Genomic DNA, 22,811 nt, shown 5'->3' on the forward strand with positions numbered 1-22,811 from the left:
TGCTCCCCTTGATGGATCAGCGATCGGGCACATTGGCGGTGATGCCGCCCTGCCCGATCATGGCTAACGAGACCGATAATAGCGTGTTACGCGCCGTAGATCGGGAAGTCCTCACACAGCGCTGCAACCTCGGCCCGCACGTTCGCCTCAATCTCAGCATTGCCTTCGGCACTGACAGCCAGCGCGTCGATGACGCGCAGGATCAGCACGCCGATCCGCTCGAATTCGGCCACGCCGAAGCCGCGCGTGGTACCGGCCGAGCTGCCGAGCCGGATGCCCGAGGTGACGAAGGGCTTTTCCGGGTCGTTGGGAATGGAGTTCTTGTTGCAGGTGAGACCTGCCCGCTCAAGAGCGATTTCGGCAACCTTGCCGGTAACGCCCTTCGGACGCAGATCGACCAGAACCATGTGGCTGTCGGTTCCACCAGACACGATCCCCAGACCGCCATCCGTCAGCACTCGCGCCAGAGCCTGAGCATTGGCTATGACCTGACCGGCGTAGTCGGCAAAGTCCGGCCGCAGCGCCTCGCCGAAGGCAACGGCCTTGGCAGCGATGACATGCATCAGCGGGCCGCCCTGATTGCCGGGGAAGACGGCCGAATTCAGCTTCTTTGCCAGATCGGCATCGTTGGTCAAAATGACGCCGCCGCGAGGGCCGCGCAGGGTCTTGTGGGTGGTGGAGGTGACGACATGGGCGTGCGGCACCGGATTTGGATATTTGCCGCCGGCGATCAGGCCGGCATAATGGGCCATGTCGACCATCAGCCATGCGCCAACCTCGTCGGCGATCTTGCGGAAGCCTTCGAAATCGATCTGGCGCGGATAGGCCGAGGCGCCTGCGACGATCAGCTTCGGCCTGGTTTCCAGCGCCTTTGCCCGAACCTTTTCCATATCGATCAGATGCGTCTCTGCATCCACCTCATAGGAGACGACATCGAACCACTTGCCCGACATGGTGACCGGCGAACCGTGGGTCAGGTGGCCGCCATGGGCCAGCGAAAGCCCCATAATCCGGTCGCCCGGCTGAAGAAGTGCCAGAAACACCGCCTGATTGGCCTGCGCGCCGGAATGCGGCTGAACGTTCGCAAACTCCGCGCCGAAAAGTTGCTTCAGCCGGTCGATGGCGACCTGCTCGACCTTGTCGACGAATTCGCAGCCGCCATAATAGCGTTTGCCGGGATAACCTTCGGCATATTTGTTGGTCAGCACCGAGCCTTGCGCCGCCAGAACGTCGGCGGACACGATATTCTCCGAAGCGATCAGTTCAATCTGGGTTTTCTGGCGATCGAGTTCCTCGGCGATGGCGTCGGCAATCACCGTATCCGAAACGGCATTATGGGACAGACGGTTGAGCATTGTTTCCTCCTCAAGGATCAGGCGATTTCGGCGGCAAGTTCCTTGCAGCCGGTTTCAAGCAAATGGCCGAGATGCGGCGCGAAACTGTTCCAGATATCCATACGGAAACCATCCGGCGCATCGCGCCACAGCACCACGGTCACGCCATCGAAAATCGTTCTGCGGGCCTCGCCAACCGGAATGGTGTCGATGTCGCGGGCACAGCCGAGTGTCAAAAGCTCGGCGGCGAGCGGCCCCTTGATCGCGAGCGTCACTTCCCTTCCTGAAATATCGACGAGACTATGCGGATGGCCGGCATAAATGCCAGCGCAGGCCGCAATCACCCTGTCGACCGCGCCAACGGGAGCAAGGATCGTCCATTCGTCGGGACCAAGGCGCACGGCCTCGATTTCGCCTGCAGCAGTGCGAGCGCCGATCCGGTCGGGCAAGGTCAGGCCAAGGGCTCTATTGAGCGGGACCAGATCGCCGCGCGCGCGCAGCGACAGCCGCCCCTGCGCGGCCAATATGCTGACCCGGGCTGCTTTGCTCTCGGCCAGCGTGCCGGGAACGGGGGAGGAAACGCGCATGTTCATTGTCATCTCCGGGTCAGATCTTCAGGCGGGTGTTTTCGGGATCGACAAAGACCATGCCGGTGATTTTTGCGGCAATCGTGCGTTCGGGCATCGGAATATAGACGGTCTCTCCCATCCGCTCATGGCCGCCCTCGATCAGCGCCAGCGCAATCGGCTGGCCAACCGCATCCGAATGATAGGACGAGGTGACATGACCGACCATTTTCATCGGGATAGGCTGCTTCGGATCGAAGACAATCTGCGCGCCCTCTTCAAGCTTCGAGCGGTCTTCGGTCAGAAGACCGACGAGGTGACGACGGCCCTTGGCGACGAGATCGGGGCGCGCGAGGCCACGCTTGCCGACGAAATCCGGTTTGGTCTTGCCCACGGCCCAGCCCATCGCGGCATCATAGGGCGTGACCGTGCCGTCGGTATCCTGGCCGACGATGATGTAACCCTTTTCGGCACGCAGCACATGCATGGTTTCCGTGCCATAGGCGGTGATGCCGTATTGCTGGCCGGCCTCCCACAGGATTTCCCAGAGCTTGCGGCCAAGCGGCGCGGGCACGTTGACTTCGAAGCCGATCTCGCCGGTGAACGACACCCGGAACAGCCGCGCCGGCATGCCGGCCACCGTGCATTCCGCGCAGGACATATGCGGGAAAGCCTCTTCCGTCAGCTCGACGCCCTCGACCAGCGGAGCGAGCAGCTTTGCCGCATTCGGGCCGTTCAGCGCAATGGTAGACCATTGCTCGGTGGTGGAAGTCAGCCAGACGTTGAGATCCGGCCATTCGGTCTGGAGGTAATCCTCCATCATGTTCATCACCCTTGCCGCACCGCCGGTGGTGGTGGTGACGTGGAAGCGATCCTCGGTCATGCGGCCGATGACGCCGTCGTCGCGAATGAAGCCGTCATCACCCAGAAGCAGGCCGTAACGGCAGCGGCCGGGCGCGAGCTTCGACCACGGGTTGGTGTACATGCGGTTCATGAACTCGACCGCATCCGGCCCGACGACCTCGATCTTGCCGAGCGTCGAGGCGTCGAACATGCCGAGGCTTTGCCGCACCGCCCGGCATTCGCGGCCGACTGCCGCATCCATGTCTTCACCTGGTTTGGGGAAGTACCAGGCGCGCCGCCATTGGCCGACCGGTTCGTAAACCGCGCCATGCTCCTCAGCCCAGCTGTCGATCTGCGTCTTGCGCGTCACCTCGAAATGCTGGCCGCGATGATAACCGGCGAAAGCGCCGAAGGTCGTCGGCGTATAGGGTGGGCGGAAGGTCGTCAGGCCTACTTCCGGCTGGCGTTTGCCGAGCGCTTCTGCCGCGATGTTGAGGCCGTTGATATTGGACATCTTGCCCTGATCGGTCGCCATGCCGTTGGTGGTGTAGCGCTTGACGTGCTCGATGGAGCGCATGCCCTCGCGCACGGCCAGCCGCAGATCCTTTGCGGTCACGTCGTTCTGGTAATCGACGAAGGCCTTGGCCTTGCCGGCATCGCGATCGCTCGGCAATTCCGTCAGCGATACGCCGCTGCCGGTGCGGTCGTGCTCCACCGCATAGTCGCGGGTATCGCCCGTCTTGCCCAGGGCTGCAGCGATCTTCCGGCCCTGCTCGGCGCCATCCTTCAGCACCGCTTCAATGCCCCAAAGCCCGCGCCCGGCGCCGGCAATTGCACAATCCTCATTGGTCATGGCCGGCAGGAAGGTGGTCCGCTGATCGTCCCAGGCAATCTTGCCCTGCGTATGGGAAAACAGATGCAGCGACGGCGTCCAGCCGCCAGACATCAGCAACGCATCACAGGCGATTTCCTGCCCCGCGCCGACCGCGGAGCCATTCACCGGATTGACGCGGACTGATTTCACACGCAACCGGCCCGAAGTCGCCGTCACGGTATGCGACAGCCGCACCGGAATGCCGAGCGCGCGCGCCTCGTTCACCAGTTCCTCGCGCACCTTCGAACGGGTATCGACGATGGCCTGCATCCGCGCGCCTGCGCCATGAAGATCGAAGGCGGCATACCAGGCGCTGTCATGGCTCGTCACCACCACCGGCCTGTTGCCTACCTTGACGCCATAGCGGTTCAGATAGGTCTGGGCGGAGCCCGCCAGCATCACGCCCGGCCGATCATTGCCATGGAAGACCAGCGGTTTTTCGAGAGCCCCCTGCGCCAGCACCACATGGCGCGCCCGCACCCGCCACAGGCGTTCACGCGGCATGTCCTTGGTCACGGTTTCGAGATGGTCGGTCAGCTTTTCGCAAAGGCCGATCATGTTCTGGTGGTAGTAGGCAATCGCCGTCGTGCGGGTCATGACCCTGACGCCGCGCTCCTTCAGCGCCTTCAACTCGTCCGCCAGCCAGTTCCATGCTGGCTGGCCGTCAATCTGCGCCTGCGGCTCGGACAGCAGCGTCCCGCCGGCTTCGGCATTTTCGTCCACTAGCACGACCTTGAGACCATCGACCGCCGCTGCGCGCGCCGCAGCCAGACCCGCAGGACCGGCGCCGACGATCAGCACGTCGCAATGCAGGTTGCGCGAGGCATAGGTATCGGGGTCTTCTTCCGTGGGCGAGACGCCGAGACCGGCCGCCGCGCGGATGAAGGGCTCATAGACCTTGTTCCAGAAGCTCTTCGGCCACATGAATGTCTTGTAGTAAAAGCCCGCCGAAAACAGCATATAGGCCATGTCGTTGACTGCGCCGATATCGAATTTCAGGCTGGGATATTTGTTCTGAGAGGTGGTTTCCAGCCCGCTCCAGATTTCCTGCACCGTGGCGCGGGTATTTGGCTCGAACCGGCCGGAGCCGCGGCGGGTGCCGATCAGCGCATTCGGCTCCTCGGAACCCGCCGCTACAGGGCCGCGCGGGCGGTGGTATTTGAACGAGCGGCCCATGAGATGTACGCCATTGGCGAGAAGCGCGGAGGCGACCGTATCCCCCTTTACGCCGCGATAGGTCTTCCCATCGAAGGTGAAGCTTACCGAGCGGGCGGCATCCACCCGGCCACGGCCGGAAACGCGATAGGAGTTCATTTCGACACCTCGGAGCTGGCTGGTGCGCTGGATAGGGAGGAGAGATCAGGACGCGGCTCGCCTGCGCGATAGGTTGTCAGGAAACGGTCGCTCACCGTGTCGCGCACCGCATTGAAGAAGCGACCGCAGCCATGCAGGTGCCGCCAGCGCTCGAAATGCGGACCCCTGGCGTTTTCGCGGATGAACAGGAATTCTTCCCACTGTTCATCACTCTGAGACGAGGGGTCGGCCGCGCGCACGACATGGGCCTGCCCGGCATAGGTGAATTCCGCTTCGGGCAGCGTTTCATGGCAATAGGGGCAACGGATCAGCAGCATGGGTTAGCTCCTCAGTGCGCCACGGCAGCGGCGGCGGCCTCGTCGATCAGGCGGCCGGAGCGGAAACGCTCCAGCGTGAAAGGCGCGTTGATCGGGTGCGGTTCGTTTTTCGCGATGGTCCAGGCGAAGGTGTGGGCAGCGCCCGGCGTGGCCTTGAAACCACCCGTGCCCCAGCCGCAATTGACATAAAGCCCGTCGACCGGCGTCTTGCCGAGAATGGCCGAGCGATCCGGCGTGACATCAACAATGCCGCCCCATTTGCGCAGCATCCGCATGCGGTTGAAGATCGGGAAGATTTCGACGATGGCGGCGATCGTATGTTCGATCAGCGGCAGGCCGCCGCGCTGCGAATAAGAGGTATACTGGTCCGTACCCGAACCGATCACCAGCTCACCCTTGTCGGACTGGCTGATATAGGCGTGAACCGCATTCGACATGACCACGCAGGGGAAGATCGGCTTGATCGGCTCGGATACCAAAGCCTGCAGCGGATAGCTTTCGAGCGGCAGGCGCACGCCTGCGGTATCCATGACAACGGACGTATGGCCAGCGGCGGAAACCGCCACCTTCTTCGCCTTGATGAAACCTCGCGCCGTCTCGACACCCGCGACGGACCCGTCGGCATTGCGGCGAATGGCGGTGACCGGGCAATTCTGGATGATATCGACGCCACGGGCGGCAGCACCGCGCGCATAACCCCAGGCAACCGCATCGTGGCGCGCCGTGCCGGCACGTTCCTGAAGCGCACCGCCCATCACCGGGTAGCGGGCGTTTGGCGATATGCTCAGCGGCGGACAATATTCCTTGCATTCTTCCGGGGTAAGCCAGCGATTGTCGACACCGTTCAAACGGTTGGAATGGATGTGGCGCTTGAAGCTCTGCACATCGTGGACATTATGGGCGAGCATCAGCACCCCGCGCCGCGAATACATGACGTTGTAGTTCAGTTCCTGGCTCAAGTTCTCCCACAAATCGACGGCGTGATCGTAAAGACGCGCGCTTTCGTCGTAGAGATAGTTGGAGCGGATGATGGTCGTGTTGCGGCCGGTATTGCCGCCGCCGAGCCAGCCCTTGTCGATGACAGCGACATTGGTGATACCGTGCTGGCTGGCCAGATAATAGGCCGCACCCAGACCGTGCCCCCCGGCGCCGACGATGACCACGTCATATTCGGCTTTTGGCTGGCTATCGGGCCATTGCTCGTCCCAGTTCTTGTGGCCGGTCAGGGCATTCCGCAGGAGATTGAAGGCATTAAAACGCGTCATGAGCGGGCCTGCTGGTTGGAACTCTCGGTATTCAAAAGCCTACGGAGATTTACAGCGGCCGGGCTGGACAATCGCGTCTGTTTGCGTGAATATTTGCGCCATGAGCTCTCATCGCGCCAAGAAACGCCTCAGCGTCGCCTTCCTGCTCGCCGACCGGTTCACGCTGTCGGCCTTCGCCAATTTCGTCGATGTGCTGCGTCTTGCTGCCGATGAGGCTGACCGTTCCCGGCCGATCCTGTGCGAATGGTCCGTGCTGTCGGCGACCCTTGGCAATGTGCAATCGAGCTGTGGTGTGAAGGTGCAACCGGATACGCGGCTCATCGACGCGGTGCATTACGACTATATCGTTGTTGTCGGCGGATTGATCAGCGACCACAGCGCCCTGCCGCCGGAGGCATTGCGGTTCCTGAAAGACCGTGCGGCAGCGGGCACTCCCCTTATCGGGCTCTGCACCGGCGTTTTCATTCTACATGAAGCCGGCCTGCTGGATGGTTATCGCTGCTGCGTGAGCTGGTTCCATCATCAGGATTTTCTCGACCGGTTCGACGCCGAGCAGATGGTCTCCGACCAGCTCTTCGTCATAGATCGTAACCGCCTGACCTGTTCGGGCGGCCATGGTGCTGCGCATCTGGCGGCGTTCCTTGTGGAGCGCCATGTCGGCCAGTCGGCCGCCATCAAAAGCCTCAATATCATGATGATCGACAGTGCGCTCAGCGGCGAAAAACCCCAGCCCGGCCAGCAGAGCACCAGAACGGCAACCGATCCCCTGGTCAGAAAGGCGATCCTGCGCATGCAGCAGAACATCGAGGTTCCGAGAACCGTGCTCGAACTTGCGCGCGATCTCGGCCTTGGCCGACGCAGCCTCGAACGGCGTTTCCTTGGAGACCTGAAAGCAACGCCCTCCAAGGTCTATCTTGAGCTGCGGCTCGACCGCGCCCTTTCCCTCCTGCGCACCACGCGTGACCCGATCACCCAGATTGCGCTCGCCACCGGGTTTTGCGACGCCCCACACCTTTCCCGCACACTTCGTGCCGAGCGCGGCTTCAGCCCCAGCGAATATCGCAAAACGCAGATTAGCCACACGACAACGGACGAAGAATTCGCAGTCGGCGTGTTGTTGCCGCAACCTTGAGGCTTTGCTGTTCGCCTGCGAAAAGTCGGGCCCTGCAAAAAATAGATCAACGTATTTGATATGGTCAGACTTGCCCGTACCGGTATAAAAGTCCTCGATCCTGTTTAGGGGAGCCGTGGGGGGAATGGGATGAATTCAGAGCGTCGTGGCGTTCTCGCGCTTTTAGGTGGCCTTGTGCTGGGAAGACCGTCTGTCGGCAAGGCCGCGAGCAACCTTCCGGCAGTTGCCCAATCCCGCTCCGAATACAAACCCCGGCATGTCCTTTGTTTTCTTGGCCCGGAAAATGGTCTGGCAGCGCTGCGGCAGAGCGCTCGCGCCGCTATCGATAAATTTGCCGGCGATTTCAGTCTCGATGAGGATTATTCGCAGGATGAACCGGACGACAGGATGGAACGCTCCTTCAATGTCTGCTGGGATCGTGTCGAGCCGGACGCCTATCAGGAGAGTGACGAGGAGGCAGTCGCAGGCCACGGCTCGGTTCTTTATGTGCTTGGCCCGTCAATGGCCGCAGAAACAGCCGTGGCGACCTGCGGTAAAGCCCTGATGTTCGTGCACCACATGCTCGATAGTGGCGCAGTTGCCGTAAAGGGTGAAAGCGCCGGCGTTGCCCATGGCGTGCAGCGGTGGAAGGAACTCTTTGAACAGTCGCGCCGTAACGCGGCCGCAAACGACGCCCTGGCATTCGCCAGAACCTGCCGTCTAGCCTTCGCGCGCCGGCCCATCGGCGGCGATGCCGACGGAATGGGGAGCGTCGGCTTTCATCTGGTCGGATTGCCTGACGTGGAGATACACTTCACCCGAAAAGACCAGCAGCAGCCCTCAACCAATAGCGAGCAACTGAAGATCGCCGCGCTGATTGACGATATTGCCGATCAAATGACCCGCGACGGCGTTGAAGCGGCCGTGAAGGATCGTCGTGCCGACCTGTCCGATGACACGCGGTATGAGGAGGACGAATATAAATTCAATCCGTTCGGCGTTGCGACCATTCGAGACCACAAGCTTTGACGCCACGCCTATAATGATGGGGGGCCTGGGTCGCTCTCTCCAGCGACAAGCTGCATCGGCCAGACGCAGTAACGCGCCTGATTTGGGTAAAACGGCGCATAAGCCGGCATTGTAGACAGAAGCGTCTGGGCTACCATTACACCGAGATCGTGCAGGGACATGCGGAAACTGGTCAATCGCGGTTCGAGAAACTGGCCGCGTGGACCATCACGAAAACCGATGACCGCAAGATCCCGCCCCGGTTTCAGACCCACTTCCGCCAGACGGCGATAAAGGCCAAGGGCCATCAACTCATAGATCAGCACAAGCGCGGTTGGCCGCGGCCGCATCTGTAGCCACTCGCTGGCGGCGTGATATCCGCCCTGCTCGCTCGATTTCGCCCGGATGACCAGAGAGGGATCGTAAGCAATGCCGTTCTCCTCCAGTCCGCGCCGGTACCCGTCCATGAAAACGTAACCGAGATTGACGTCGCTATCGGGTGCGGCAACCGCAATGGTGCGATGACCGGCAGCGGCGAGCCGGTTGACGGCACTGCGCGCAACCTCCTCGAAATCGAGATCGATCCACGCATGATCGGCGCTGGAAGAGGTGCGGCCGAGCGTTACGAAAGGCAAGCGGGTCTGCTTTAAAAAATCGACACGCTTATCGACACGGCGGGTCGAGGAAATGATCATCGCATCCACCATGCGGCGCGCCACCATGCGCTTGAGATATTCGTCCGGGTCTTCCTCACCGGGACACGGCAGAACGATAAGATCGAGATTGTGAGCGGAAAACACGCTTTGCAAACCATCCGTCACTCCCATGAAGAAGTTGTCGGAGTTCTCCACCGTCTGCGCGTCGCTGCCGGTCATCAGGCCGATGACGTTAGTCGTCCCCTGCCTGAGGCTGCGGCCTGACTGGTTTGCGACATAGCCAAGTTTTTCCGCCGCCTCCAGAACACGCCGCCGCGTCTCCTCGTTAACGTCGGGCTTGCCGTTCAAGGCACGGGAAACGGTGCCTATCGATATCTCCAGATAATCGGCAAGCTGACGAATTCCTTTCATGCACTCCCCCTCCTGAGCCGGGTACGAAATATGCGTCCCCAATAACGGTATTGACATATCTAACATGATCATCCTAGTGTCGTAAACGTTTACGACGCTCTGCGCAAAGAGGAGTTTGCCCAGAGACCGGGGAGAGAAGATGACATATAACGCCGTTTTATGCGGGTGCGGAGCTATGGCCAAAGGCTGGCTGCGCGCCATTCAATCGACGCCGGACATTCTCGGCGCGATCAAGATAGTCGGGTTCGTCGATCTGAACGAAGACACGGCACGCGCGCTTGCCGAAGAATTCTCCCTCACCGACGTCATCATCGGCGTCGATCTCCGCGATGTTCTCGCACGGACCAAAGCCGACATCCTGTTCGATGTCGTCATCCCGCAGGCACGGTATGCCGTGGTTGCAACCGGTCTTGCAGCCGGGTGTCATGTGCTCAGCGAAAAGCCGCTTGCGGCCTCGATGGAAGAAGCCGAAAAGCTGGTGGAACTGGCGGAAAAGGCCGGAAAAATTCATGCTGTAGTGCAAAACCGGCGCTTTATCTCCGGCATCCGGCGGCTGCGCCGGGCCGTGGAAGACGGCATTATCGGTGATTTGACGGCCATTCACTGCGACTTTTTCCTCGGACCCCATTTCGGCGGTTTCCGCGAGGAGATGAAGAACGTTCTTCTTCTCGACATGGCGATCCACACTTTCGATGCGGCGCGTTTCGTCGCCGATGAAAAGCCGCTCTACGTGTTTTGCGTGGAGAAAAATCCGGCAGGCTCCTGGTACGCCCACGGGGCAAGCGCCAATGCCATATTCGAATTCTCCAACGATGTGGTCTTCACCTATCGCGGCTCCTGGTGCGCGGAAGGCGAAAGAACCAGTTGGGAAGCCCGCTGGCGGCTGATTGGCTCCAAGGGCATGATCCTCTGGGACGGCGAAGACAATTTCTCCGCATCCGTCGCCGGCGAAGAGCCGGGTCTTCTACGCGGATTCAAGACCGTAAACGTTTCCGACAGTATTTCCGAGAAGGATACGCACGGCCACGCCAGCGTCATACTCTCGTTTCTTCAATCCATCCATACCGGCCAGATGCCGGAAACGGCCTCCTTCGACAACATCAACAGCCTGGCAATGGTGATCGGCGCGATTGAAAGCGCCCGCATCGGCCAGCGCGTTTCCATCGCAGCATAAGGACCGACAGACGTGAGCAATCCGGCAAAATCCATCCGCATCGGCACCATGGTCAGCGCCACCAAGGGACAGGCAGCTGAACGCATCGGGCAGATAGCCGATCTTGGTTTCGAGAGCTTCGAACCGTTCTTCTGGCAGACGACCAACGGCCAGGACCTTGCCGAGCTTGGCAAGCGTTCACTTGACGCGATCGGTGACCGCGACATCACCATCGGCACGCTCGGCATGTTCGGCAATCCGCTGGAGGAAACGGAAATCGACCTTCAGACCTTGCAGGGCTGGAAAGACTGCATCGACAATGCTCATCACTTCGGTGCCACCTGCGTTGCCGGTTTCACCGGCCGCCTGCGCGGAAAGCCGCTGCCCGAGAGCCTGCCCCGTTACAAGGAAATCTGGAGCGAGCTTGCCAAACGCGCAGGGGACAAGGGCGTGAAGATCGCCTTTGAAAATTGCGCCATGGATGGCAACTGGCAAACCGGCGACTGGAACATCGCCCATAATCCGGATGCGTGGGAACTGATGTTCAACGAAACGCCGGACGAGAATATCGGCATCGAATGGGAACCCTGCCACCAGATGGTTTATCTCATCGATCCGCTGCCGCAGATCCGCAAATGGGCGGACAAGATTTTCCACGTGCACGGCAAGGATGCGACCATTCGTTGGGATGTCATTCGTGAGCATGGGATTTTCGGCAAGGAAAAATTCGTCTTCATGCGCACGCCGGGCTTCGGCGACAGCAACTGGACGGACATTATTTCGGAACTGCGCCTGGCCGGCTGGTCCGGCTCGATCGACATCGAAGGCTGGCATGACCCCGTCTATCGCGACACGCTGGAAATGACGGGACAGGTACACGGCCTGAACTATCTGAAACATTGCCGGGGCGGCGATTTTGTCGTCGATCCCACCTGAGGAATGGAAGCCTTTGGGAGAAGGCTTCCAGTAATTGCAGAGACGATAACCAAGAGGAGGAGATTATTATGGGTATCGCGAAATGCATGATCGCCGGTGCGCTTGTTCTGGCAGGCGTATCCGCCGGTGCGATGGTGGCGCATGCGGAAGATGTGACCTTGACCCTGTGGTCGCTGGACAGGGACATCCAGCCGGCACCCAACCTCGTGAACGAGTTCAACAAGCTCAATAACGGCATCAAGATCGAATACCGGCAATTGCAGTTCGATGATGTGGTGAGCGAATCCATGCGCGCCTACTCGACCGGCAACGCGCCCGATATCATCGCCATCGACAACCCAAACCACGCCATGTTCGCCGCACGTGGCGCGTTTCTTGACGTGACGGATATGATTGCGAAGTCGGACGTCATCAAGACGGCAAACTATTTTCCGGGTCCGCTGAAATCCGTAACATGGGACGGCAAATATTTCGGCGTTCCGAAGGCGACGAATACGATCGCACTCTATTACAACAAGGACCTGTTCAAGGCAGCCGGTCTCGATGCGGCAAAACCGCCGCAGACCTGGGACGAGCTTGTGGAAGCTGCCCGCAAGCTGACCAACCCCGCCAAGAATGTTTACGGCATCAGCTTCAGCGCCAAGGCCAACGAGGAGGGCACCTTCCAGTTTCTGCCATGGGCGCAGATGGCCGGCGCCACCTACAAAAACATCAATACCGATGGCGCGGTGAAGGCGCTTGAAACATGGAAGACCCTTCTCAGTGAAAAGCTGGCCTCGCCGGATACGCTGACGCGCAGCCAGTGGGATTCCACCGCCACCTTCAACGCCGGCAACGCGGCCATGGCGATCTCCGGTCCTTGGGAAATCGACCGCATGCTCAAGGACGCCAAGTTCGACTGGGGCGTGACGCTACTGCCGGTTCCGACGCCGGACGCGCCGCGGTCTTCGGCCATGGGCGACTATAACTGGGCGATCTTCTCCAAGAGCAAACATCCCGCCGAAGCCTTCAAGGCCATCGAATTTTTCGCCTCGCAGGACAAGGACATGTTCAAGAACTTCGGGCAATTGCCGGCGCGTTCCGATATTCCCGTTCCGCCCACCGGCAACGCGCTGAAGGACGAAGCGCTCAAGACCTTTATCGAGCAACTCAAATATGCGCAGCCGCGTGGTCCCTCGCCTGAATGGCCGAAGATTTCCAAGGCGATCCAGGACGCTATCCAGGGCGCCCTGTCGGGTCAGATGACGCCGAAGGCCGCGCTCGATCAGGCCGCTGAAAAGATAAAGCTGATCGAAGGCTGATCTGTCTGGGCGGGCGGCCGGGTTCACCCGGCCCCATCCAAGGGGTTCCTCCCGGTGGGGCTGCCTGCTGCTTTATGCAGCGGCGGCCCCGATCGGAGCTTGTGAGGATGTTTCATGAAAAAACTGTTTTCCAGCGTCAGCGACGGTCGTGGTTTCGACCTCATCCTCGTCGCATTTCCTTTGGGCTTCCTGTTCGTCATGGCGGGCCTGCCGCTCATCTACAACATCGTCATGAGCTTTCAGGAAGTCGACATGTTCAGCCTGGGCACCTTCGTGCGCCCCTTCGTCGGCTTCAAGAATTATATCGACCTGTTCCGGCAACCGGAAACATTGCCGATCCTTTTCAACACCGTCACCTTTGTCGTCACCTCGATTGCCGGGCAATTTGCCATCGGCTTCGGTCTGGCGCTGTTCTTCTGGGTGAACTTTCCCGGCGCCACCTGGCTGCGCGGGCTGTTCCTCGTTTCCTGGGTCATGCCCGGCCTCGTCGTCGGCGCGATCTGGAACTGGATATTGTCAGGCGATTTCGGCGTGCTGAATTTCTTCCTGCGGGAAAGCGGCATGATCTCAGGCAATATCTTCTGGCGATCGGACGCGAATTTTTCGCTCTGGGCCGTGGTCATCGCCAATATCTGGCTCGGCACCTCGTTCAACATGATCCTTCTTTCTGTCGGCCTCGCCTCCATCCCCGGCGATCTCTACGAAGCGGCGGAGCTGGATGGCGCGAACGCCTGGCAGCGTTTTTACACCATCACCCTGCCGATGATGCGTTCCACCATCGGCGCGATCATCTCGCTCGGCCTGATCTTCACGCTTCAGCAGTTCGATCTTTTCGCCGCCATCACCGATGGCGGGCCCAACAACAGTTCCAACGTGGCGCAATATTGGGCCTGGGATCTTTCGTTCCGGCAATATGATTTCGGCAAGGGCGCGACGATCTCCGTCATCATGATCGTTTTCGTCATGCTGGCTTCCGTCGTTTATGTGCGCTCGACACGGCATGAGGTGCGCGGATGAGTATCACGACCCGCAACCGGTTGATGCTGGCAATCGCCATCGTGCTTGCCGTCATCTATCTCTTTCCGCTCTACTGGATGTATCTGACCTCGCTGAAAAGCGGCTCGGAGATGTTTGCGAACCCGCCGGGCTTCTGGCCGGCCGATCCGCAATGGCAGACCTATGCCTATGTCTGGGAAAGCCGCAATATGGGCCGTTATCTGTGGAATTCGGTGCTCATCGCTTCAAGTGCCGTGGCGCTCATCACCGTGCTTGGCGTTGGCTGCGCCTATGTGCTGGCGCGCTATCGCAACGTCTGGGTTGATATCGGCCTCTTCCTCATCCTCATGCTGCAGGTTCTGCCGGCGTCCCTTATGATTACGCCGATCTTCGTCGGCTTCTCGCAAGTGGGTCTGCTGGATTATCCCCGCCTGTCGGTCATTCTCGCCATTGCGGCGAAAAGCATGCCCTTCTTCGTGGTGCTGGTGCGCGCAACCTTCATGGCGGTGCCGCAGGAGCTGGAAGAGGCAGCGCTTGTGGACGGCAATTCCCGCGTCGGCGCCTTCTTCAACATCGTGCTGCCGCTTGCCAGAAACGGCATTCTCGTCAGCGCCATTCTCATTTTCATGCAGGCATTCGGGGAATTCGTCTATTCGAAATCGATGATCCAGGCGGCTGAATTGCAGCCTGCCAGTGTCGGCCTCAATTCCTTCATGGGCCCCAACACCAGCGAATGGAACAACATCATGGCCTATGCGACCATGTATGTGACGCCCATTCTTGCCCTGTTCATTCTCTTGCAGCGCCGCATCGTTTCCGGCCTGACATCGGGAGCGTTAAAATGACCCTTCAGATCGAACTTTCCGGCGTAAACAAATATTACGGCGCCTTCCACGCGCTGAAGAACATCCATCTTTCCATCAAGAAGGGCACCTTCGTCGCCCTCGTCGGCCCGTCCGGTTGCGGAAAGTCCACCTTGCTGCGTTCGCTGGCGGGGCTGGAAACCATATCGAGCGGCGACATGCGTATTGCAGGCACTTTGATGAACGGTGTGCCGCCGCGCAAGCGCGATGTGGCGATGGTGTTCCAGTCCTATGCGCTCTACCCGCACATGACGGTGGAGGAGAACCTGACCTACTCGCTGCGCATGCGCGGCGTGGCAAAATCGGAAGCCCGCAAGGCGGCAGAGGAGGTTGCAGCCACCACAGGCCTGTCAAAGCTGATGAAGCGCTATCCGCGCGAACTTTCCGGCGGGCAGCGCCAGCGTGTGGCGATGAGCCGCGCGATCATCCGCAACCCGCAGGCATTCCTGTTCGACGAACCGCTCTCCAATCTAGACGCGGCCCTGCGTGTGCACATGCGCAAGGAAATCCGAGCGTTGCACGACCGCTTGCACGCCACCTCGGTCTATGTCACCCATGACCAGATAGAGGCTATGACGATGGCGGATCACGTCGTCGTCATGCGCGACGGCGTGATCGAACAGCAGGGCACGCCACTGGAATTATACGACCGCCCGGTCAATCGTTTTGTTGCTGGCTTCATCGGTTCACCGGCAATGAATTTCATTCCGGCAACGGTCAGCCCGGACGGCGCGGCGCTTCAGCTTCGTTTCAGTGAAGGCGAGCCGCAGCAGTCCATCAAAAACCCGGCTCCCTTATCGCCCGGCAAGCGTGTCATCGTTGGTATCAGGCCGGAACACATCCGACCTCGAACCGCAACCGGCGCGGCGCTGACGTTACCTGTTTCGGCCGTGGAAACCACAGGTTCGGCCACCTTCCTCACCCTTGGCACATCGACCGAAGTGGTCATCGCTATACAGGGACGCAGTGAGGTCAGGAGCGGCGAAGTCGTCGGCCTCGACATCAACCCGACCGACCTGCATTTATTTGATGAAGAAACCGGAGCCGGCCTCGGAGGCCGGTGAAACGAACCATGGGGCATATCCGGACCGGGCGGCCCTTCGGGGCTTTCCGATCCGCAACGAGGTGAAAGCTTCAGCGCCCCATGATGATGTCGAGGATGTTGCGGCGCGCGGTTGCGGAGGTGGCGGTGGCCCGGCCAACCTCGCGGGCGGCGATGGCGGGCGAACCGGAGCCTTCAATATCCACCCACCGACCGGCATGTTCCGTGGATTGACGCTTGAGATAGGTATAGGGCGTTTCGTCCCAGCGAAAGATCTTCGATTTCATATTGTCGAGAATGAAATCTCCGCGGTCCGTTCTTACCGTGAGGATGGCATGGCCATCGCCTTTTTCGTCCCGGACAACGGTGATCAGCAGATCGGAAACCGGGAAACCGGCATCCATAAGCCGTTTCCGTTTCTCCAGCGTGAGGTCCTCGCAGTCTCCCGCGCCGTTATAGGGATACTCCCAATAGTCCTCGTAACCCCACACTTCCATGTCGGAACGCTGGTCGATTTCGATATTGACTGCGCTGTTGATCGAAACAAGGGTAGCCCAGACATCAGGCGTAAGACTGAGCGGCGGCATTTCCCTGACCGGCTGACATTCATCCGTATGCCGCTTGCAGAAATCGTAATGCCCGATGGGCTGCGACGTGAACTTGCCAGTCTGCATCGAAGGAGACGCCTGCACCGGCGCAGCGAAACCCGCGACGGCCAGAATGAAACATGCTTGCAGCAATTTGATGAGATGGGTCATGTTCGTCTCCTGACGACATGACCTACCGGTGGCGATTTGAGTTCACATGAAACAAAATGCTCGACTTTTAACGAACCCGATAATTCCGCTCCCTATGGTCCCGACAAGGAGCGGCGTTGACTGGGATAACGCCGGGGTAGCCACGGCATCTGAACGGCCAGCAACGGTAAAGTGAGCAGCGGGAACTTGCCACGCCGGGGCGGCCTGCCTATGAAGAGGCCGTCACGCAATAGTAATCCATATATTAGAGAACGCTGCATGAGCCTGTTTGCGAAGACCACCCGCGCGGCCGCTGTCATTCTGGCACTGGCCTGCCTGCCCTCAAATGCCGCAGCGCAGCAGATGGTCGTCGTACCTCCCGGAAACCGCTCCGCCCAACAGCCGGAAATACCTCAGGCCTCGGCGATCAGGACCAGGGCGTTTTCCACGACCTATGAGGAAAAATTCCGCAAGACGGTCGATCTTCTAAACAGCGAACCCGGTCTACTCGGCAAGATCAGGAAGGCGGGAGCGGCCTATGGCATCGATCCTATCCACATCGTCGGCGCCATCGTTGGCGAACACACTTTCAACGTCACCGCCGTGGACCGCCTTCAGACATATTACGTCAAGGCCGTTTCCTATGCGGAACTCGATATAAAATTCAGCTATCAGGGCGTTGCCCTGAAGACGTTTCTCGAGCGTCCGGAATTCCGCTCCTGCGCGACGCTTGCCACGACATCCGAGCAATGGAGCTGCCGCGATATCGTTTGGGATGCAAGTTTCCGCGGCAAGGTCGTCGATGGCGTGAGCTATGAAGCGATTTCGTTCCAGCGGGCCTTCTTCCAGCCCTTCTATGCCGGACAGACCTTTGGTCTTGGCCAGATCAGCCCGTTGACGGCGCTGCAGGTTACCGATCTCGTAAACAGAACCAGTGGTCTGCCGAAACTCTCCGCCGACAGGCCGAAAGAGATCTACCGTGACGTCATGGATCCTGACCGGAGCATCATCTACATCGCCGCTATCCTTCGAGATTCCATCGACGCCTACAGGGAAAAAGGCTTCGACATTTCCGGCAATCCCGGCATCACCGCCACTCTCTACAATGTCGGCCAACCCCGGCGTCGCGCCGAACGCCTGCGGACGGCCGTGGATGCAGGCGCAAAGAACCTGCTGCCGGTTGAAAACTACTATGGATGGCTTATCAACGAGCGCCTCGACGTTCTGAGAGGCATCCTCGATGGCAAGGCCATCGACAAGCGAACCACCTCGGATATCGGTGAAAAAACGCGATAATGCCCTTGCAGGGAGGATTGCAAATCTGCCTCGCAAAGGATGATGCACGCAAAACGCTTCCCCGACCGCCCGGAATCTGCTACTGCCACGTGCACATGAATTGACTGATAGTGGGATAATTCCGCGATATGCCTGACGAAGGCGACAGTACCGACGATAGTCGACACCGAACGAGGCTGGCTTGCGTAAAGCGAAGCCAGCCTCGTCCTTTCTTGTTTTCTTCAACGAAACGGGTTTCAACCTCGGATGTTCAGTCCGGGGCTTTTTGCGTTCGCGCCCGTTCCCATAAAGGCCCCTGACCATGGAATTCCTCGCAGATCCAAATATCTGGATCGGCCTCGTTACCCTTATCGTCCTCGAAGTCGTCCTCGGTATCGACAACCTCGTTTTCATCGCGATCCTCGCCGACAAGCTGCCGCCGCATCAACGCCACAAGGCGCGGATCGTCGGTCTGTCGCTGGCGCTTGTCATGCGCATTCTGCTGCTGTTTTCGATTTCATGGATCGTGACGTTGACGCGGCCGCTATTTCAGGTCGCGGACTTCTCCTTCTCCGGGCGCGACCTCATCCTCATTCTCGGTGGTGCGTTCCTGCTCGCCAAGGGAACGATGGAACTGCACGAACGGCTGGAGGGCGCGCATAAGCCAAAACAGGGCAAGGTCGTCCATGCCGTCTTCTGGCAGGTGATCGTGCAGATCGTCGTGCTTGATGCCGTGTTCTCGCTCGACAGCGTCATCACCGCCGTCGGCATGGTCAACAATCTCTGGGTGATGATTACCGCCGTCTGCGTGGCCATGGCCGTGATGATGGCAGCATCGAAGCCGCTGATGAGCTTCGTGTCGAAACACCCCACCGTGGTCATTCTCTGCCTCGGCTTCTTGTTGATGATCGGCTTCAGCCTGATCGTCGAAGGCTTCGGCTTCCACCTTCCCAAGGGTTACCTCTATGCCGCAATCGGCTTTTCCGTGCTCATCGAGGCGGCAAACCAGATTGGCAGGCGCAATCGCGAAAGACGTATCACCGCCGGTGATATGCGTGAGCGGACGTCCGATGCCATTCTGCGGCTTCTGGGCGGCCGTGTCGGCGAAGAACAGTCCCTTGGCGAGACAGCCGACGTCATCGCGGCACAGGCGGCACGAAGCGACCTGTTCAAATCCGAGGAAAAGGACATGATCCGCGGTGTCCTTACGCTTGCCGAGCGCCCGGTAGTATCAATCATGACGCCACGGACGGAAATCGACTGGCTCGATGTCGACGCCGACCACGATACGCTAAGGAACCGCCTGCTGGAACTCGACCATTCCCGCCTGATGCTCGCGCAGGGCAAGCTGGATTCGTTCCTCGGTGTCGCCGCAACAAGGGACTTGCTGCGCGATCTTCTGCATGACGGCAAATTGAACCTAGAGCGCTCGCTGCGCCAACCCCTCGTCGTGCATGAAAGCGCCACCGCGTTGCAGGTCATGGAGCAGCTGCGCAAATCCCCGCTCCAGATGGCCGTCATCGTCGACGAATACGGCACGCTTCAGGGAATAACGACGCCTACCGACATTCTCGAGGCTATCGCCGGCGAATTTCCGGATGAGGGCGAGGAATCGCAGATTTCGGAACGGGCAGAGGACGGTTCCTGGCTGCTGGACGGCGCTGTCGACGTGAGACGGGTATCCTATCTGCTGGATATCGATCTGGTGGACGAGGACGATCGTTACTCCACCGTCGCCGGCTACATCCTCTGGCGCCTCAATCGCCTTCCCGAGATCGGCGAACGTGTTTCCGGCGACGGGTTCGAGTTCGAGATCGTTTCCTGCTCGGACAGAAACATTGAAAAGGTCCGGGTCTGGAACACCACGCTTCCCGAGGCGTGAGCTGGAAAAATCCCGAACCCGTTTCGAAATGGCGACGTGACGTGCAAGCCACGGCCCGTCTCCACATTTGCGTCACCAAGCAAGCGGCCGACCGGTGAAAACCGTCCTCCGCTCTAGTGGGCGGCATCGATCGTGGTAATCCAGCCGGCGGCGCGGCGGGCTGCTTCCGCAAGCACCGGTTTCGGCGCCTTGTACCATTCGTTTTCAGGCAGCTCACGCTTCACGCGTACGAAGCTGATGGCATCGTCGAGCGTCGGGAATTCCACCGGCAACGTCATATGCAGAAAGAGCGCAACAACGGCGACGGAACGCGAGCGGCCGCCGCGGCAATTGATCAGCACGCTGCCGCGCTCGCGCCGGGGATAGGACGGCTTGTCGGGCAGTATCTGTTCGAGCGCCGCCCGCAGGATGTAATGGGCCGCAACCATCTGGGTATCGGGATTTCCATCGCCGTCGATCAGGCCGATCTTGTAATAACGTATTTCGCCGGGTCCATAGACGCTGCCTTCATGATCGGAAACGATCTGCGGCTGCTCCACGAAGTTGAAGTCGAGATTGACGGCGCAATTGACGACGGTGGTGATGCCGTTTTCACGCAGAAGCTTCAGATCGCTGGCGCCTTCCTTACCTGAAATGAAGAGATCGACGCCATAAAGAGGATGCCGCTCATAGATGCGGCTGAGCTTCGGCAATTCGCCGGTTTCCTGTTCGCGGGATAGGGTCTTTTCCGGTTGCGGCATGTCTTGTCTCCATCGGCGCCGATGTGGCGGCCGTCATGTCCTTGCTTGTTCAGGCGTTTGCAGCCGTCTGGCTTGGCGAGATCGCTGCCCTGGCTATGCGGCTTGCGGATATGGATCGCGCCACCCGCTGCAATGTCTGGTAATTCGCCCCCTCGCCCGTAGCGATATAGCCGGGGCAGAGAAAATCGGCCGACCCCTCCGCCACCTTCCCCAAGGTCAGCGGCTCGTATGTTCCCCCGGCATTCTTGAGAATGAGGATGGCTGCTGCCACATCCCAGGCGTTGACGCCGAAGCCCGCAGCAGCATCTGTCCAGCCAGCCGCCACATGCGCGATGCTGAGTGCAGCGCTGCCGGGCCGGCGCAGCGTCGAAAAGGTCTCGACAAGCGCACCGAAATTGGAAAGCGCCGCATCCCGCCCATCCAGCCGGAAATCGCGCGAGACCGGATAGCCCGTGATAAGCGTCGCCCGGGTTTCATCTGCGACGCTGCGGGAGCGCAGCCTGTCGCCGTTGAGATAAGAAGCCTCGAGGTCGGCGGAAAACATCTGGTCAGTCACGGGGTCGTACACCACGCCGGCAACGGCTTCCCCACCGATGACGGCGGCAATCGATACGCACCAGAAGGCAAGGCCACGGGCAAAATTCGCCGTGCCGTCAATCGGATCGACATACCATTGCACCTCGCCGTTGCCGATCTGGCCACCCTCTTCGCCCATGATCGCCGAATTCGGCTCCCGTTCGAGAATGACGGCGCGGATCGCGGCTTCGGCGCGTTTGTCGTGAATGGTGACGATGTCGTGGAGATCGACCTTGTAATCCACCGCCATATCAGAGCGGAATGCCACCAGCAGCGGATCGCGCACGGCACGCGCCGCCGCTTCGGCGATTTTCATCAGCCGCACCGAGCGGGAAAGCGCCTCCTCATTTCCAGATTTGTTTTCAGTCGAAGAAGGGCTTTGCATCGGCATATCCAGTCTATTTTTTTCGCAAAGGAGGGACCGGCGCGGCAGGACCGCGCCAGCCTGGATTATTTCCTGTAGTTGACGCGCCAGACATCCTGCCATTCCTCGCGACGATCGAAATCGTTGAGGCCGGTGGCGGACTCGTAACCCATCAGCCTGTCGGCAACCTTCATCAGCCCCGACGGCTCGTCAGCCGGCATCTTGATGTCGATATTGGTCGGCAGCTTGCCGTCCTTCATCTGCGGTGCGATGCCCTCTTCCGTCAGTATGTAGTGGACGAAGAGTTTCGCCATGTTCGGACTTTTGGTCTTGGAGGCGATGAGCCCAAGCTTGATGTAGGTCCAGCCGACCCAGGGATCGAGACCAGTGCAGAGGCCGAGCTTGTAGCCCTTGTCGGCATTGTCGCGGAACTTGGCAGAGCTGAGCAGGCCGAAGAAGGGCTGCTTCTGGCCGGGTGCGCCGACGGCCTCTGCCACCGGGTCATCGCCATCGGTGGCAAGCGGGCCGTTCTGCGCCAGCGCCTTGATCCAGGCTGCGGCCGCATCCTTTTCGATATCCCTGCCAAAATGGGCCTTGTAGGCGGCCGCCACCTTCTCGTTGCCGTGGGCTTCGAGCTGGTTGAACCAGTCCGTATAGGTGCTCTTGCTCAAAGGATCGACCATGGCGACCTTGCCTTTCCATTTCGGCTCGGTCAGTTCCCAGATGTTGGTCACCGGGCATTTATCATAGGCTTCCGTATTGTAAGCCCAGACATTGGCGTTGGTGGAGATTGCCAGCGGGTTCTGGAACTGGGCCGGGATTTTCGCAACCATGTCGCCCGGCAGGTAATTCTCGACAAAACCCGCTGGCAGAAGCTGCGCGAGCGCCGATGGCGCATCGGTGATCAGCACCACGTCGCCCTGCACATTGCCGGACTGGCTTTCGCGGATGATCATTTCCAGCTGGCTGTTGGCGGAAACCTTCACGCCTGTCGCCTTTAACCCGTATTTGGCGCTGAACTTGTCGGCCATCTCCACGATCTTGCCGGTGCTGTCGTAGATATTGATCGGCTTTTCCTGCTTCGCCGCCGCCAAGATCGCATCGAGATCGAAGGTTTCTTCGGCTGCAGCCCCCATTGCGGATAAGCCTGCAACGGCGATGGCTATCGCCGTCATCGGTAAAAATCTGCTTCTTCTCATCGTTCCCCTCCCAAGGAAAAGGCAAGGCAGGCTCGCGCCTGCCCTGCC

The 22,811-nt window shown here is 59.9% G+C and carries 20 protein-coding genes; 10 read left to right on the forward strand and 10 right to left on the reverse strand.

The window, feature by feature from the left end:
- Positions 1–86 precede the first annotated feature (86 nt).
- From glyA to ACQZ63_RS13670, 5 genes are read right to left on the reverse strand one after another with little or no spacing between them, the layout of a single operon-like run.
- Positions 87–1,355 carry a serine hydroxymethyltransferase gene (glyA, locus tag ACQZ63_RS13650; RefSeq protein WP_019566911.1) on the reverse strand — a complete coding sequence of 423 codons (1,269 nt, stop codon included), beginning with the start codon at positions 1,353–1,355 and terminating at the stop codon, positions 87–89.
- A 17-nt stretch (positions 1,356–1,372) separates the two neighbouring features.
- Complete coding sequence (gene soxG, locus ACQZ63_RS13655) at positions 1,373–1,927, reverse strand: sarcosine oxidase subunit gamma family protein (protein ID WP_065705789.1); 555 nt, start codon at positions 1,925–1,927, stop codon at positions 1,373–1,375.
- Positions 1,928–1,940: 13 nt separating this feature from the next.
- The gene (locus ACQZ63_RS13660) at positions 1,941–4,931 is read right to left on the reverse strand and encodes a sarcosine oxidase subunit alpha (protein ID WP_448799273.1); all 2,991 of its coding nucleotides are present in this window, start codon (positions 4,929–4,931) and stop codon (positions 1,941–1,943) included.
- Positions 4,928–5,248 carry a sarcosine oxidase subunit delta gene (locus ACQZ63_RS13665; RefSeq protein ID WP_019566908.1) on the reverse strand — a complete coding sequence of 107 codons (321 nt, stop codon included), beginning with the start codon at positions 5,246–5,248 and terminating at the stop codon, positions 4,928–4,930. The genes ACQZ63_RS13660 and ACQZ63_RS13665 overlap by 4 nt, the downstream gene beginning before the upstream one ends.
- A gap of 11 nt (positions 5,249–5,259) precedes the next feature.
- Complete coding sequence (locus tag ACQZ63_RS13670; RefSeq protein WP_003518155.1) at positions 5,260–6,513, reverse strand: sarcosine oxidase subunit beta family protein; 1,254 nt, start codon at positions 6,511–6,513, stop codon at positions 5,260–5,262.
- Positions 6,514–6,613: 100 nt separating this feature from the next.
- On the opposite strand from ACQZ63_RS13670, the gene ACQZ63_RS13675 reads away from it, so the two are divergent.
- Together ACQZ63_RS13675 and ACQZ63_RS13680 are read left to right on the forward strand one after the other, a co-directional pair.
- Complete coding sequence (locus tag ACQZ63_RS13675; protein WP_448799274.1) at positions 6,614–7,645, forward strand: GlxA family transcriptional regulator; 1,032 nt, start codon at positions 6,614–6,616, stop codon at positions 7,643–7,645.
- A gap of 129 nt (positions 7,646–7,774) precedes the next feature.
- A complete protein-coding gene (locus tag ACQZ63_RS13680) occupies positions 7,775–8,653 on the forward strand; it encodes a hypothetical protein (RefSeq protein ID WP_112155633.1) in 879 nt (292 codons plus the stop codon).
- 8 nt (positions 8,654–8,661) lie between these two features.
- Here ACQZ63_RS13680 and ACQZ63_RS13685 read toward each other — a convergent pair whose 3' ends face one another.
- Positions 8,662–9,699: a LacI family DNA-binding transcriptional regulator gene (locus ACQZ63_RS13685; protein ID WP_019566904.1), complete on the reverse strand. Its 1,038-nt coding sequence runs from the start codon at positions 9,697–9,699 to the stop codon at positions 8,662–8,664.
- A gap of 139 nt (positions 9,700–9,838) precedes the next feature.
- Here ACQZ63_RS13685 and ACQZ63_RS13690 point away from each other — a divergent pair, with 139 nt between their 5' ends.
- The 6 genes from ACQZ63_RS13690 (at position 9,839) to ACQZ63_RS13715 (ending at position 16,012) form a co-directional block, all read left to right on the forward strand.
- Positions 9,839–10,873, forward strand: coding sequence for a Gfo/Idh/MocA family protein (locus ACQZ63_RS13690; protein WP_112155632.1), 1,035 nt, complete (start codon positions 9,839–9,841; stop codon positions 10,871–10,873).
- Positions 10,874–10,885: 12 nt separating this feature from the next.
- On the forward strand, positions 10,886–11,788 hold the full coding sequence (locus ACQZ63_RS13695) for a sugar phosphate isomerase/epimerase family protein (RefSeq protein WP_111802279.1): 903 nt from the start codon (positions 10,886–10,888) through the stop codon (positions 11,786–11,788).
- Positions 11,789–11,856: 68 nt separating this feature from the next.
- Positions 11,857–13,089 carry an ABC transporter substrate-binding protein gene (locus tag ACQZ63_RS13700; RefSeq protein ID WP_025595104.1) on the forward strand — a complete coding sequence of 411 codons (1,233 nt, stop codon included), beginning with the start codon at positions 11,857–11,859 and terminating at the stop codon, positions 13,087–13,089.
- Between the two features lie 114 nt (positions 13,090–13,203).
- Positions 13,204–14,106, forward strand: coding sequence for a carbohydrate ABC transporter permease (locus tag ACQZ63_RS13705; RefSeq protein WP_003518164.1), 903 nt, complete (start codon positions 13,204–13,206; stop codon positions 14,104–14,106).
- Positions 14,103–14,930: a carbohydrate ABC transporter permease gene (locus ACQZ63_RS13710; RefSeq protein WP_003518166.1), complete on the forward strand. Its 828-nt coding sequence runs from the start codon at positions 14,103–14,105 to the stop codon at positions 14,928–14,930. The genes ACQZ63_RS13705 and ACQZ63_RS13710 overlap by 4 nt, the downstream gene beginning before the upstream one ends.
- On the forward strand, positions 14,927–16,012 hold the full coding sequence (locus tag ACQZ63_RS13715; protein WP_025595105.1) for an ABC transporter ATP-binding protein: 1,086 nt from the start codon (positions 14,927–14,929) through the stop codon (positions 16,010–16,012). Before ACQZ63_RS13710 ends, ACQZ63_RS13715 begins: the two co-directional genes overlap by 4 nt.
- Positions 16,013–16,082: 70 nt before the next feature.
- Here ACQZ63_RS13715 and ACQZ63_RS13720 read toward each other — a convergent pair whose 3' ends face one another.
- Positions 16,083–16,748, reverse strand: a complete 666-nt coding sequence (locus ACQZ63_RS13720; RefSeq protein WP_065663440.1) for a transglutaminase-like cysteine peptidase — start codon at positions 16,746–16,748, stop codon at positions 16,083–16,085.
- Positions 16,749–17,006: 258 nt separating this feature from the next.
- Here ACQZ63_RS13720 and ACQZ63_RS13725 point away from each other — a divergent pair, with 258 nt between their 5' ends.
- Both ACQZ63_RS13725 and ACQZ63_RS13730 read left to right on the forward strand, forming a co-directional pair.
- A complete protein-coding gene (locus tag ACQZ63_RS13725; RefSeq protein WP_448799276.1) occupies positions 17,007–18,023 on the forward strand; it encodes a DUF1402 family protein in 1,017 nt (338 codons plus the stop codon).
- Positions 18,024–18,324: 301 nt separating this feature from the next.
- Positions 18,325–19,884: a TerC family protein gene (locus tag ACQZ63_RS13730; protein WP_019566897.1), complete on the forward strand. Its 1,560-nt coding sequence runs from the start codon at positions 18,325–18,327 to the stop codon at positions 19,882–19,884.
- A gap of 113 nt (positions 19,885–19,997) precedes the next feature.
- On the opposite strand, the gene ACQZ63_RS13735 is transcribed toward ACQZ63_RS13730, so the two are convergent.
- Genes ACQZ63_RS13735 through ACQZ63_RS13745 form a run of 3 tightly spaced genes read right to left on the reverse strand, consistent with a single transcriptional unit; the run spans position 19,998 to position 22,739 of the window.
- On the reverse strand, positions 19,998–20,624 hold the full coding sequence (locus ACQZ63_RS13735) for a dual specificity protein phosphatase family protein (RefSeq protein WP_013762253.1): 627 nt from the start codon (positions 20,622–20,624) through the stop codon (positions 19,998–20,000).
- A gap of 49 nt (positions 20,625–20,673) precedes the next feature.
- On the reverse strand, positions 20,674–21,591 hold the full coding sequence (locus ACQZ63_RS13740; RefSeq protein ID WP_162691744.1) for an inositol monophosphatase family protein: 918 nt from the start codon (positions 21,589–21,591) through the stop codon (positions 20,674–20,676).
- 59 nt (positions 21,592–21,650) lie between these two features.
- Complete coding sequence (locus tag ACQZ63_RS13745) at positions 21,651–22,739, reverse strand: ABC transporter substrate-binding protein (protein ID WP_080801794.1); 1,089 nt, start codon at positions 22,737–22,739, stop codon at positions 21,651–21,653.
- Positions 22,740–22,811: the final 72 nt, after the last annotated feature.

Source organism: Agrobacterium sp. CG160-95 (assembly GCF_053521725.1).

Excerpts from the sequence above, each read along its gene's own strand:
- ACQZ63_RS13680 (WP_112155633.1), top strand. The coding sequence starts at position 7,775 with ATGAATTCAGAGCGTCGTGGCGTTCTCGCGCTTTTAGGTGGCCTTGTG.
- ACQZ63_RS13735 (WP_013762253.1), bottom strand. The coding sequence starts at position 20,624 with ATGCCGCAACCGGAAAAGACCCTATCCCGCGAACAGGAAACCGGCGAA.
- ACQZ63_RS13660 (WP_448799273.1), bottom strand. The coding sequence starts at position 4,931 with ATGAACTCCTATCGCGTTTCCGGCCGTGGCCGGGTGGATGCCGCCCGC.
- soxG (WP_065705789.1), bottom strand. The coding sequence starts at position 1,927 with ATGAACATGCGCGTTTCCTCCCCCGTTCCCGGCACGCTGGCCGAGAGC.
- ACQZ63_RS13710 (WP_003518166.1), top strand. The coding sequence starts at position 14,103 with ATGAGTATCACGACCCGCAACCGGTTGATGCTGGCAATCGCCATCGTG.
- ACQZ63_RS13740 (WP_162691744.1), bottom strand. The coding sequence starts at position 21,591 with ATGCCGATGCAAAGCCCTTCTTCGACTGAAAACAAATCTGGAAATGAG.
- ACQZ63_RS13685 (WP_019566904.1), bottom strand. The coding sequence starts at position 9,699 with ATGAAAGGAATTCGTCAGCTTGCCGATTATCTGGAGATATCGATAGGC.
- ACQZ63_RS13670 (WP_003518155.1), bottom strand. The coding sequence starts at position 6,513 with ATGACGCGTTTTAATGCCTTCAATCTCCTGCGGAATGCCCTGACCGGC.
- ACQZ63_RS13720 (WP_065663440.1), bottom strand. The coding sequence starts at position 16,748 with ATGACCCATCTCATCAAATTGCTGCAAGCATGTTTCATTCTGGCCGTC.
- ACQZ63_RS13665 (WP_019566908.1), bottom strand. The coding sequence starts at position 5,248 with ATGCTGCTGATCCGTTGCCCCTATTGCCATGAAACGCTGCCCGAAGCG.
- ACQZ63_RS13690 (WP_112155632.1), top strand. The coding sequence starts at position 9,839 with ATGACATATAACGCCGTTTTATGCGGGTGCGGAGCTATGGCCAAAGGC.
- ACQZ63_RS13725 (WP_448799276.1), top strand. The coding sequence starts at position 17,007 with ATGAGCCTGTTTGCGAAGACCACCCGCGCGGCCGCTGTCATTCTGGCA.
- ACQZ63_RS13705 (WP_003518164.1), top strand. The coding sequence starts at position 13,204 with ATGAAAAAACTGTTTTCCAGCGTCAGCGACGGTCGTGGTTTCGACCTC.
- ACQZ63_RS13745 (WP_080801794.1), bottom strand. The coding sequence starts at position 22,739 with ATGACGGCGATAGCCATCGCCGTTGCAGGCTTATCCGCAATGGGGGCT.
- ACQZ63_RS13730 (WP_019566897.1), top strand. The coding sequence starts at position 18,325 with ATGGAATTCCTCGCAGATCCAAATATCTGGATCGGCCTCGTTACCCTT.
- glyA (WP_019566911.1), bottom strand. The coding sequence starts at position 1,355 with ATGCTCAACCGTCTGTCCCATAATGCCGTTTCGGATACGGTGATTGCC.
- ACQZ63_RS13715 (WP_025595105.1), top strand. The coding sequence starts at position 14,927 with ATGACCCTTCAGATCGAACTTTCCGGCGTAAACAAATATTACGGCGCC.
- ACQZ63_RS13675 (WP_448799274.1), top strand. The coding sequence starts at position 6,614 with ATGAGCTCTCATCGCGCCAAGAAACGCCTCAGCGTCGCCTTCCTGCTC.
- ACQZ63_RS13700 (WP_025595104.1), top strand. The coding sequence starts at position 11,857 with ATGGGTATCGCGAAATGCATGATCGCCGGTGCGCTTGTTCTGGCAGGC.